Annotated in this window: 9 protein-coding genes; 7 read left to right on the forward strand and 2 right to left on the reverse strand. The window is 62.6% G+C overall.

Annotated features, from left to right (window positions below; translation table 11 throughout):
- Window positions 1-103 precede the first annotated feature (103 nt).
- The 5 genes from AC1DD7_RS22650 (at window position 104) to AC1DD7_RS22670 (ending at window position 6,868) form a co-directional block, all read left to right on the forward strand.
- Entirely contained in the window at window positions 104-1,606 is a 1,503-nt protein-coding gene (locus AC1DD7_RS22650; RefSeq protein WP_477516657.1) for an alpha,alpha-trehalose-phosphate synthase (UDP-forming), read from the forward strand.
- Window positions 1,596-2,393: a trehalose-phosphatase gene (gene otsB, locus AC1DD7_RS22655; protein WP_477516658.1), complete on the forward strand. Its 798-nt coding sequence runs from the start codon at window positions 1,596-1,598 to the stop codon at window positions 2,391-2,393. The genes AC1DD7_RS22650 and otsB overlap by 11 nt, the downstream gene beginning before the upstream one ends.
- A 206-nt stretch (window positions 2,394-2,599) precedes the next feature.
- Window positions 2,600-3,682, forward strand: coding sequence for an ABC transporter ATP-binding protein (locus tag AC1DD7_RS22660; RefSeq protein ID WP_431118474.1), 1,083 nt, complete (start codon window positions 2,600-2,602; stop codon window positions 3,680-3,682).
- Between the two features lie 151 nt (window positions 3,683-3,833).
- Window positions 3,834-5,456 (forward strand): beta-N-acetylhexosaminidase, encoded by a 1,623-nt coding sequence (locus AC1DD7_RS22665; protein WP_477516659.1) that lies wholly within the window; start codon window positions 3,834-3,836, stop codon window positions 5,454-5,456.
- Complete coding sequence (locus tag AC1DD7_RS22670) at window positions 5,453-6,868, forward strand: DUF4032 domain-containing protein (protein ID WP_477516660.1); 1,416 nt, start codon at window positions 5,453-5,455, stop codon at window positions 6,866-6,868. Before AC1DD7_RS22665 ends, AC1DD7_RS22670 begins: the two co-directional genes overlap by 4 nt.
- Before the next feature lies 1 nt (window position 6,869).
- Here the strand turns inward: AC1DD7_RS22670 and AC1DD7_RS22675 are convergent, their stop codons facing one another.
- Complete coding sequence (locus AC1DD7_RS22675; protein ID WP_477516661.1) at window positions 6,870-7,571, reverse strand: GntR family transcriptional regulator; 702 nt, start codon at window positions 7,569-7,571, stop codon at window positions 6,870-6,872.
- Between the two features lie 34 nt (window positions 7,572-7,605).
- Window positions 7,606-9,072, reverse strand: coding sequence for a chlorohydrolase family protein (locus AC1DD7_RS22680; RefSeq protein ID WP_477516662.1), 1,467 nt, complete (start codon window positions 9,070-9,072; stop codon window positions 7,606-7,608).
- A gap of 130 nt (window positions 9,073-9,202) precedes the next feature.
- Here AC1DD7_RS22680 and AC1DD7_RS22685 point away from each other — a divergent pair, with 130 nt between their 5' ends.
- Together AC1DD7_RS22685 and AC1DD7_RS22690 are read left to right on the forward strand one after the other, a co-directional pair.
- Entirely contained in the window at window positions 9,203-10,255 is a 1,053-nt protein-coding gene (locus AC1DD7_RS22685; RefSeq protein WP_477516663.1) for an ABC transporter permease, read from the forward strand.
- Between the two features lie 43 nt (window positions 10,256-10,298).
- On the forward strand, window positions 10,299-12,023 hold the full coding sequence (locus AC1DD7_RS22690) for an ABC transporter substrate-binding protein (RefSeq protein WP_477516664.1): 1,725 nt from the start codon (window positions 10,299-10,301) through the stop codon (window positions 12,021-12,023).
- Window positions 12,024-12,047: the final 24 nt, after the last annotated feature.

Below are 12,047 nucleotides of genomic sequence, written 5' to 3' on the forward strand. Positions count from 1 at the left end.
GCTCTGCCGCTGACATGCTTGCCCGGTGGTTGAACGATCAACTGCGGTCTATGATTCCGCCGGTAGGCTGGGAGGTGAGTCACAGCAACCCCAGGGAGCAGTAATGCAGGATTTGGCAAGCGAAAAACTCAAGACGGAAGACGGCGTTAGGGCCTCTCCCACCAGGAAGCCAACGGCGAGCAAGTTCGACTTCATGGTGGTGTCCAACCGCCTGCCCGTTGACCGCTGCAGCAGCGAAGGCAACGGCGATGGCGGCGGGGGCTGGCGGCGCTCCCCCGGCGGCCTGGTTACCGCGCTTGCACCGATGATGACGAAGTCCGACGGCGCGTGGGTAGGTTGGCATGGCGCTCCGGATGAGACCGTCCGCCCTTTCAGCCACGAAGCGATGGATCTTGTCCCGGTCCAATTGAGCAGCCACGAGGTCGAGCTGTACTACGAGGGCTTTTCCAATGCGACCATCTGGCCGCTGTATCACGATGTCATCGCCCCGCCGGAATTCCACCGTACGTGGTGGGATGCATACCGCACGGTCAACAAGAAGTTCGCCGATGCCGTCGTCCGCCATGCAGCGGACGGCGCAACGGTGTGGGTCCAGGACTACCAGCTCCAGCTGGTTCCCCGCATGCTCCGGGAGGCACGGCCGGACCTGAAAATCGGCTTCTTCAACCACATTCCCTTCCCGCCTCCGGAGATCTTCGCGCAGCTGCCCTGGCGCCGCGAGATCATTGATGGCCTGCTGGGTGCGGACCTGCTGGGCTTCCAGCGTCCCAGCGACGCCGGCAACTTCATGCGCTCTGCCCGCCGCTTCCTGGGCGCCAGCGTCAAGCAGCAGCAAGTGCATGTAAAGGGCCCGGACGGCGAGGTCACCCACATTGCCCGGGCGCAGGCCTTCCCTATTTCCATCGATGTTGACCAGATCCGGGAGTTGGCCGGGAGGCCGGACATCATCGAGAGGGCCAAGCAGATCCGCAAGGACCTGGGCAATCCGAAGACCATCCTTCTTGGCGTGGACCGCCTGGACTACACCAAGGGCATCGGCCACCGCCTGAAGGCCTTCGAGGAGCTCCTGCGCGAGGGCAGCATCAGGGTGGAAGACGCCACCCTGATACAGGTAGCGAGCCCCAGCCGGGAACGCGTGGAGCAGTACCGGCTTCTGCGTGAAGAAATCGAAGGCACCGTTGGCCATATCAATGGCACCTACGACACCATCCAGAACACTGCCGTCCGCTACCTGCACCACAGCTACCCGGTTGAGGAGATGGTGGCGCTCTATCTCGCGGCGGACGTCATGCTGGTCACGGCGCTGCGCGACGGCATGAACCTGGTGGCCAAGGAATATGTCACCGCCCGTTCCGAGGACGACGGCGCACTGGTCCTGAGTGAGTTCGCCGGCGCTGCCGACCAACTGAAGCAGGCGCTCCTGATCAATCCGCATGACATCGATGGCCTCAAGTCCGCCATCCTGCGGGCGATAAATCTCCCGCCCAAGGAAGCCCGCCGCCGCATGAAGCTGATGCGAAAGCAGATCCTGGACCACGACGTCGATCATTGGTCAGCGGAGTTCCTGGCCGCTCTCGAGGAGAAGGTAGTGCGCGATGACAGCTGAGAACCTCTCATTGTCCCCGGAACTGTTGGATGCCATCCGGCGGATCGCGGGCACGGAGCAGCTCCTGGTTGCCTTGGATTTCGACGGCACCCTCTCCCCGATCGTGGACCATGCCGGTGACGCCCGGCCCCTCCCGCGATCGGCTGCGGCTTTGGAAGCCCTTGCTGAACTGCCGCGCACGACGACGGCACTCATCTCCGGACGCGCCCTGGACAGTTTGCGCCTGGTCGCCTCGCCTCCCGTGAACACGTTGCTGATTGGCAGCCACGGCGCGGAGGTATGGCTGGGCGAAGGGTCCTTGGGCTTGGAGTTGGATGATGAGCAAGCTGCGCGGCTCGCTTCAGTACGTGAGGTCCTGGCCGGCATCGTCAATATCGCGCCGGGGACGCTGCTCGAGGACAAGCCCGCCGGAGTCGTCCTTCACACCAGACTTGCCGACGACGACGTTGCGGAAGACGCCGTCGAGGCCGCCATGCGGGTTCTGCGTGAACATCCTGGCGTGTACGTGAAGACCGGCAAACGCGTGCTGGAGACGTCCGTTGTCAAGGCTTCCAAGGGCGAGGCAGTGGAGTTCCTCCGTCAGGCGACCGGCGCCACGGCCATGCTGTTTGCTGGCGACGACGTGACGGATGAGGACGCCTTTGGCAGACTCATGGGCGATGACGTCGGCATCAAAGTGGGCCTGGATTTCACGCAGGCGCAGTACCGGGTGGAAGCTCCGGTGCACGTTGCGGAACTCTTGGAAGCACTCCTCCGAGAGCGCCGCCGCGTCACAGCGGAAGCATAAAGCGCGATTAGCGTCACATGTGACATTCGTAACGTTTTGGTAGTAAGTCCAAAAGTCTGACATACTCTTGGATGTGATGTGACGCACAGTACCGTGCGACGTCACACGATCCTCCCCGGCCATCGGCCGGGGAGTTCAACTGAAGAAAATGAACCATTCACAACGGATCGTCCGGCACGTACCTGCCGGTGAAGGGATTGATAACTGTGGCTACAGTTACTTTTGATAACGCTACGCGTCTGTACCCGGGCACAGATAAGCCCGCCGTCGATAAACTCAACATCGACATCGCCGATGGCGAATTCCTGGTCCTCGTTGGACCCTCCGGTTGCGGTAAGTCCACCTCCCTGCGCATGCTCGCAGGACTTGAGGATGTGAACGCCGGCCGCATTCTGATCGGTGACCGCGACGTCACGGATGTTCCGCCGAAGGACCGCGACATCGCAATGGTCTTCCAGAACTACGCTCTTTACCCGCACATGACTGTTGCGGACAACATGGGCTTCGCGCTGAAGATTGCAGGCGTCTCCAAGGAAGAGCGCGCCGAGCGTGTTCGCGAAGCCGCCAAGCTTCTTGACCTCGAGGCATACCTGGACCGCAAGCCGAAGGCACTCTCCGGTGGTCAGCGCCAGCGTGTTGCCATGGGCCGTGCAATCGTCCGTAACCCCCAGGTCTTCCTCATGGACGAGCCGCTGTCCAACCTTGACGCCAAGCTCCGTGTCCAGACCCGTACGCAGATCGCATCCCTGACCCGCCGCCTCGGCGTCACCACGGTTTACGTGACGCACGACCAGGTTGAGGCCATGACCATGGGTGACCGCGTCGCAGTCCTCAAGGACGGCCTGCTCCAGCAGGTTGACACCCCGCGCAACCTCTACGACCGCCCGCAGAACGTCTTCGTTGCAGGCTTCATCGGCTCCCCTGCCATGAACCTGCTGGAACTGCCGGTCGTCGACGGCGGCGTCCAGTTCGGTGGCACGGTTTACCCGGTCAAGCGCGACGTCCTCGAAGAAGCACACGGACAGACGGTTACCGTTGGTTCACGTCCGGAAGACCTCGAGACGGTCGGCAACGGCGAAGGCCTGCAGGTTGAGGTTGACGTCGTCGAAGAACTCGGCGCCGATGCCTACGTCTACGGCCACACCATCCTGGATGGCAAGAGCCACGACATCGTTGCCCGCGTTGACGGCCGCCGCCCCCCGATGAAGGGCGAGTCCATCTTCGTTCGTCCGCAGTCCGGCCACGTGCACCTGTTCGACACCAAGACCGGCCTGCGCCTGGGCGACTAATCCCCACCGGCACCTTGGCCTTGCTCCGCTTCGGCCAGGGAACCCTGCCGGCGTGGGCCCACCCACCGGCAAATAAATCCGCATTTTGATAGCGGCCCGACCCTTCCCGGTCGGGCCGCTCTCGCGTTAACCTTCTCCCGGAAAGAACGCCATGAACCCGACGGATAACCTGATCCCCCGGCCCGTCCACGTCGCGCCATCGGACGGACAGGCCTTCACGCTTGCCCCTACGGCCCGGATCGCGGCAAGCGAGGCAGCCGTCCCAGTCGCGGAGCAGCTGGCGGTGCTGCTTCGCCGCAGCACAGGTTTCGCTGTTCCCATCGTCGAGGAGGCCAATGCCGGCGATATCGCCCTGGAGTTCGTTGAAACGCTCGACGGCGGTCCGGAAGCCTACCGGCTGACTGTCACCGATGCCGGTGCGCGCCTCGCGTCAACAACCCCTGCTGGCCTCTTCAACGCAGTCCAAACGCTCCGTCAGTTGTTCCCGCCTGCCATCGAATACTCCCTCAACGGCGCGGACGATTCGAACAACAGGGATTCAAACAACAGGACCAGCGGCACCTGGGTGATTCCCGCCGTCGAGATTGAGGACGCGCCCAGGTTCGCCTATCGCGGACTCATGCTCGACGTCGCCCGGAACTTTTTCACGGTGGAAGAGGTGAAGGAGCAGATCGATGTGATGACGCAGTTCAAGCTGAACGCGCTACATCTTCATCTCACGGATGACCAAGGCTGGCGCATCGAAATCCACGAACCTGAGGACAACCCGTGCGGATTGGCGTACAGCAATCTGACAGCGATCGGCGGGCAGGGTGCCGTTGAGGTCCCCGGTGCGCTGCCGGCGCTCGGCCGCGGTGGCTTCTACACCCAGCAGGATTTCAAGGAAATAGTGGCCTACGCCGCCACGAAAAACGTCCTGGTGGTCCCGGAGATCGACCTCCCCGGACACGTCAATGCCGCCCTCGCCGCCATCCCCCAGCTCAACCCGGATGGCCAGGCCAAACCCATGAGCACCACCTCGGAGGTTGGCTGGTCCACCCTGGACGTCTCGCTCGCCACAACCTACGAGTTCGTGCGCGAGGTCCTGGGTCAGCTTGCCGCCATCACGGCCGGCCCGTACCTCCACATCGGTGGCGACGAGGCCCTGGTGACCGGACACGACAACTATGTGACCATGGTGCAGGAATTCGCAAGGATCGGCGCCGAAACGGGCAAGACGGTGGTGGGGTGGAACGAATACGCCGACGTCGAACTCCCGGAAGGGGCCGTGGTGCAGTATTGGCACGGCGATTTCGCCCCGGTTGTTCGGCAGGCCGAAAGCAGCGGCTCCAAGGTCATCATGTCCCCCGCGGCTAACACCTACCTGGACCAGAAGTATGAAACAACCAGTCCCATCGGTCTCGAGTGGGTGGACGGCGGGCCGTTCACGTGGTCCGAGTACTACGACTGGAATCCCGGCCAAGGCGGCCTGCAAGATGACAGGATCCTTGGCGTCGAAGGCCCGCTGTGGACGGAGACCGTCCGCAACAACCAGCAGGCCTATTGGCTCATGTACCCGAGGGCGATTTCGTTGGCGGAAGTGGCGTGGTCGCCCCAGGACGCGCGGGACCTTGGTGGCTTCCGACGTCGGCTTGGCGCCTTGGGTGAGCGTCTCACAAGGCAGGGCGTCACGTTCCAGGCAGCACCGGACGTCCAGTGGTCCGCGATGCCCGAATTTCCCTTTCCCGCAGCAATGAACGCCAACACCGGCGAGTACGGAACAATTGAGGCATGAGCGAGCAAAACGAAGCCCAGTGGCACGACGAACCGACCGACTACGGGCAGATCGGCAAGCTCCCCCGGACTGAGGCGGCCAGCGCGCAGGACACAGCACCACCGGCCAGCGTTATCGGTTCCCTTAACATCACCGCCGCCGCAGCGGATCCGGAGTTGTTGGACCTGCCGTGGCACATTGCGCTTGAGGACTGGCCAGCCGAGAACCTGGCCGCCCTCCCCCGCGGTATTTCCCGGCACATCGTGCGTTTCGCGCACTTGGGTGGATCGGTCATTGCCATCAAGGAAACGTCCGAGCACGTTGCCCGCCACGAGTACCACATGCTCCGCAAGCTGGCACGGCTGGATGTTCCGTGTGTTGAGCCGGTGGCCGTCATCACCGGCCGGACCACGGTCGACGGCAAACCCCTCAACCCGGTGTTGGTCACCCGGCACTTGAAGTTCTCCATGCCCTACCGGGCACTTTTCTCGCAGATGCTGCGCAAGGACACGTTGACGCGCCTCATCGACGCCCAGGCGTTGCTCCTTGTCCGCTTGCACCTCATTGGCTTCTATTGGGGCGACGTCTCGCTTTCCAACACGCTGTTCCGTCGCGACGCCGGCGCGTTCGCGGCGTACCTTGTGGATGCCGAGACCGGCGAGCTCTACCCGGATCTGTCCATGGGCCAGCGCGAGTATGACCTGGAGATTGCCCGCGTCAACATCGCCGGTGAGCTGATGGACCTCCTGGACGGCGGGCTCATCGAGGAAAAGGTGGATCCCGTGGCTACCAGTGAGCTCATCATGGACAGTTACCGCAGGCTATGGGCTGAGCTGACGGAGAAGGAATCCTTCGAACTCGGCGAGCGCTGGCGCGTGGGAGCCCGCATTCGCAGGCTCAACGAGCTCGGCTTCGACGTCGAGGAATATGCCATCAAGACCACGGCGGACGGTTCCACCATCCAGCTGCAGCCAAAAGTCGTCGACGCCGGCCATCACCAGAGGCGCTTGCTGCGCCTTACCGGTTTGGACGCCCAGGAGAACCAGGCCCGCAGGCTTTTGAACGATATGGACCAGTTCAGGGCAGACAACAACCCTGACCTGGACGAGGAAATCAGCGCCCACGCATGGGTCAGCCAGATCTTCGAACCGATCGTGCGGTCTATTCCCCGGCACCTTGCCGGCAAGTTGGAACCAGCCGAGGTAGTGCACGAGGTCCTGGAGCACCGCTGGTACATGAGCCAGAAGCAGGATCGCTACATCCCGCTGGCTGAGACTGTGCAGTCCTACCTGGACACTGTGCTGCAGCACCGCAGGGACGAGGCTGCCATCATGTTGAACCCTGACACCGAGATGCTCAAGATCCTTGAAGTAGAGGTGGAGGAGTCAGGCCGGTACGACGAAGTGGACGAGTACCCGGACGCGGACGACTAACTCAAGGTTCCAGGGTCTCCGCGAGGCCTGCCAGCACGGGTTCCCGGCCGAGCTCGATGTGCGTGTACGCCAGCGAGTAAGCCAGGTCCGGCCGGCCTTTCAGGATGGCGTTGCACAGCTCTTTGTGTTCGTCCCGCTGGAGTTCGTTGCTGCGGTTGTGTGCCAATCCGAAAATCCAGCGCATGCGGCCGAAGAGCGGCTTCACGGACTCAATGAGCAACCTGTTGCCGGAGAGACGCACGATCTCGGCGTGGAGCTCGGCACTGATCAGTGCTACATCTTCTGCGCGGTCCTCGTCGATGGCGGCATTGGAGGCTTCCATCAGTTCCTCGAGCCGACCTGCGGAATGGCCTTCGGCAACGCGGGTGGCAGCCATCCTGGCGGCGAACGTTTCCAGGCAAAGGCGAACGTCGAAGAGCTCGTTGACGTCGGTGAGCGTGAGTTGCCGGACCACGGCGCCGCGGCGCGGGAAGGTGGCCACGAAGCCGTCCTTCTCCAGGCGTTGGATGGCTTCGCGGACCGGGATCCTGGAGACGCCGTACATCTCGGACAGTTCCCGTTCGCGCAAACGCCCACCCTGTGCGAAGGTGCCTGTGACGATTCCCTCCAACACCAGTTGGTAGACGTGCTCCGCGCGGGCCTCGTCATCGCGGCCATTTCCGGTTTCCGGCATCGCCTCAGCCACTGTCAAACTTCCCTTCATGCCAGCGTCCGCTCCCTTCGCCGGCCGGCGCCGGTCAGCGTTCAACCCGAGCATACACGGGTGGAAACAGCTCGTCGGAGGGGCGGTTCAGGGCATCCCTGAGTGTGTAGGCCTCACGCATCCTGGCGAAGAGTTCCTGGGCCTTTCCGCGCCAGTAGTCCAGATCCACTCCCTCTATGAGACCGTCGGCCATGACGGTCCGGCCGGCCACCACTGAAAGTACTGCTTGCCGGGCTGTTCCGTTGAGCGTGAGTGTCCTTAGTGGGTCCTCGTGAACGCCATCGCGGATGTCTCCCAGGGAGAAGGCCACTATGTCTGCCTGGGCCCCGGGCTCCAACCGGCCAAGATCGGTTCGTCGCAGTGCCCGGGCACCTCCGAGTGTGGCGGCGTCGAAGTATCCGGCGAGGTCGCCGGCGTCGTTGCTGCCTGCCAGGATCTTGCCCAGCTGCACGCCTGCATCGATCCCCCGGATCAGGTCCGGCGGGAAAGAGTCGGTGCCCAGGGATATGTTGATGCCCGCTGCTTTGTAGGCATTGAAGGAATCCAAGGTGCTGCCGTAGCGCATGGATGTCAGCGGGCAGTGGATGATGCTGGCAGCACTGGCTGCCAGCCGGGCCAGGTCGCCCCGATCCTCTCCGAACACGGCGGGGTTGCGGTCCGTGTAGGTGGCATGCGGGATCAGCAGGCGTTCGTTGAGCATGCCCACTTGGTCCAGGAGCTCCAGGGGCGTGACACCATGCCAGTCCAGAATGAGTTCCCGTTCCACCAGGCCCTGCAGGGAGTGCAGGCGAACCTGGACGTCGTGCTCTTCCGAAGCCGCCGCCGTTGCTTTGAGCAGTTCTATGTCCAGGGTCTCGATGCGGCACGGGAGCAGGACACTCTTAATCAGTGGATCGTTCAGTTGCGTTGCGTGGTCAATGAAGCGCAACGCGTCCGCCAGCCCCTCACGGCCACGATCGACGTCGAACATTACTGAGCGTTCGCCGTTCTCCAACACCACATTCACGCCCGAGCGGTATGCAGGCCCGAGGTAGCCGCGCAAGCCCAGCCGCCGGCTGGTCTCCGCCATACCCACGAGTTCCTCAAAGGACTCCGCCCATTCGGAATGGACCTCCGATGCAATGGGCATGTATGTAGTGATGCCGTGCAGGATCAGCTGGATAAGGGCGTACTCGCGGATCTGCTGGCGTTCCTCGGCGGTAAAGACGTCCATGCGGCGGTTGCGGAAGTAGTCATCGGACCACTGGTGCCCTTTAGCCTGCACCGGCCCGGCCCAGCTGTCCAGGATGAGGTGGTCAATGTCCGTGAGGGCGTCGAGGTCGATCAGCCCTGGCATCAGGAGTGCGTCACCGAGGTGAATCTCTTCCGTCACCGGCCCGGTGTAGTCATGGCCGACGTACTCAATGGTGTCGCCGCTGTAGACCACGCAGGCATCCTCCAGCAGCACGTGCTGCCCTTTGTTGTGCCCCAGGACGTAGCGGGCAGTTGCCTTTGTGGGCACGTGCACTCCTTTGCTCGAACAAAATAGCTATCTGGTATTCCAAACAGTACATTATTTGTGATTTACATCGCATCGATCCTGATCTAATCTAGTTTGGTATACAAGAATCGCGGAGTCAGCTCCCTGGATCATGAAACGAGCACAACCGTTGACCCAGCTACAGTCCATCGAACCGAATACCGGCAGTCCGCCGCCCACTCCGGCAGCCTCGCCTGAGGGCAAAGCAGCACCCGCCGAGGCGCGCTCCCTGCTCGCCACGGCGTGGATGAGGATCCGGCGGAGCAAGATCGCACTCCTGAGCCTGTGCGTCGTGGTGGCCATCATGCTGTTCGCCATCCTTGCCCCCGTACTCAGTGCAATGTCCGGCAATGACCCCTTCACGTCCAACACCAGCCCCGAGGTACTGGACGACTTCCAGACGCCTGGCCTGCCGCTCCCCGGCTACATGTATCCGTCAGCCGAGCACTGGTTGGGCGTGGAGCCCGGCTTGGGGCGGGACCTTTTCGCCCGGCTTGCCTACGGTGGCCAGGTATCCCTCACCATCGCCCTGCTGTCCACTGCCGTTTCCGTAGTTCTGGGAACAGTATTGGGTGCGGCCGCTGGCTACTTCGGTGGCAAGACCGACGCCGTCATCAGCCGCATCATGGACCTGTTCCTCGCATTCCCCCACCTGCTTTTAGTGCTCTCCCTGACGCCCATCCTGCAATCCCGGCTCCGCGATACACCGCTGGGTGAAGGCAGCTTCCTGCCCATGGCCTCACTGGTGATCATCCTTGGATTCTTCGGCTGGGCTTACCTGGCCAGGATTGTCCGCGGCCAGGTCCTAAGCCTCCGCGAACGTGAATTCGTGGAAGCGGCCCGTTCCTTCGGGGCCTCCCACCTCAGTGTCTTGTTCCGCCAGATCATCCCCAACGTCATGGGAGTGGTCCTGGTGTACGCCACCATGCTGATCCCCACCAACATCTCGGCAGAAGCCGCCCTTTCCTTCCTCGGCGTCGGCGTCAAGGACCCCACACCGTCGTGGGGCCAAATGCTGAACGCTGCGCAATCCGGCAACTGGTACCTCAGCGATCCGTGGTTCCTGGCTGTTCCGGGCGTCATGCTCATCGTCACCGTCCTGGCGTTCAACCTCCTGGGCGACGCCGTCCGGGACGCGCTGGACCCCAAGGCTTCCCGCCACTAACTTCCACCATCTCCCTCCACCCAACCCCTTCAAGAGGAGCATCATGAAAACCCCCACGAGAGCACTGGCGCTTTCCGTGCTGATTGCCATGGCCGCCACAGGCTGCGCCGCTGGCCAGAACCAGCCCGGCAACACCAAGTCCGCAGAATCGGTCACGGAGCTGGCACCCACCGTGGTCAAGGCCGGTTTCAACACCAAGGGCGGCAACCTCAACGTCCTGATGTCCTCGGACTTCCAGACCCTGGATCCCGGCAACAGCAACTACGTCCAGACCGCGAATGTGGGCCAGCTGTACTACCGGACCCTGACCATGGCCAAGGAAACCGCAGGGCAACCCCCAACAGTGGTCCCTGACCTCGCCACGGACACCGGCAAAGTTTCCGACGATGGCCTCAGCTGGACGTTCACGCTCAAGGAAGGCGTGAAGTTCGAGGACGGCACACCCATCACCTCCGCCGATATCAAGTACGGCGTGGAACGCACCTTCGCGCAGGATGTCTTCACCCAGGCACCGCAAGAGTTGAATTCAGCGCTCGACGCCGGCGGGTACAAGGGGCCGTACAAGGATCCTTCCGCGTCGCTTCAGGCGGTTGAAACACCGGATGACCGGACCATCGTCTTCCATCTGAAGAAGCCGTTCGCTGAGTTCCCTGCGCTGGCGTCCCGCTCCAACACGGCGCCGGTACCCAAGGCCAAGGACACCAAGCTGGACTACACCAACCATCCTGTGTCTTCGGGACCTTACATGGTGGAGTCGTACAACCGGGGCAAGTCGCTAAAGCTGGTCCGCAACCCGCACTGGGATCCGGCCACGGACTCCAACCGCACTGCGCTCCCGGACACGTTCAGCTTCTCCCTCTCCACCTCGCAGGCAACCATCAGCCAGCAGTTGTTGGCTGACTCGGATCCTAATGCCATCACGCTCGATTCCAACGGCGCTCTCCAAACCTCGGATTCCGCCAAACTGGCCGATGCCAAGGTCAAGGATCGCGTCGCGTCCGGCCTCCTCGGGTGCAACGATGTCCTCAGCCTGAACACGGAAAAGATCAAGGACCCGGACGTCCGCAAGGCAATCGCCCTGGCCTTGGACCGCCAATCCATCCTGGTGCAGTACGGCGGACGACGCTTTGGCGAGATCACGCAGAGCCCGCTCAACTCCAAGATGCGTGGTTACGTGGAGACGGAGCTGGAGCTGGATCCTGCGGGCAAGCCCAAGATCGAGGAAGCCAAGAAGCTCCTTGAAGGCAAGGACTACCCCAAGACCCTCACGTACGGCTACGCCAACAACCGCGACGCCTTCAAGAACACCGGTACCGTAGTCCAGCAAAACCTCAAGGCCCTGGGCATCGATGTTGAGCTCGTGGCCATCCCGGCGCCGAACTACTACTCGGTCCTGGCCAGCGAACAGCTTCCGGACATGGGCCGCTCGGGTTGGTGCGGCGGCGCTGATCCGGCCTCCGTCCGTACTTCAGCGGACCCCTTGCTGGGACCGAACAACGAAGGCACCAGCTACGGCTTCTCCAACACCTCCCGCTACTTCGATCCCGTAGTTTCCAAGACGATGTTTGATCTGCGCAACACGGACGGCACTTCTGAAGAGCTTGGCAAGAAATGGTCCGAGGCGTTCGGCACTGCCCTGAAGACGTATCCCATCGTCCCGCTCATCCGCAGCCACACCAACAGCGTGGTGGGATCCAACGTCCGCAACGCCCAGGTGGGCTACTTCTTCGGCGGCATCGACCTCTCGATCGTCGGCGTCGAGCACTAACCGGGCTTCGAAAACTAATCGGGC

Source organism: Paenarthrobacter sp. 10L412, from assembly GCF_056395565.1.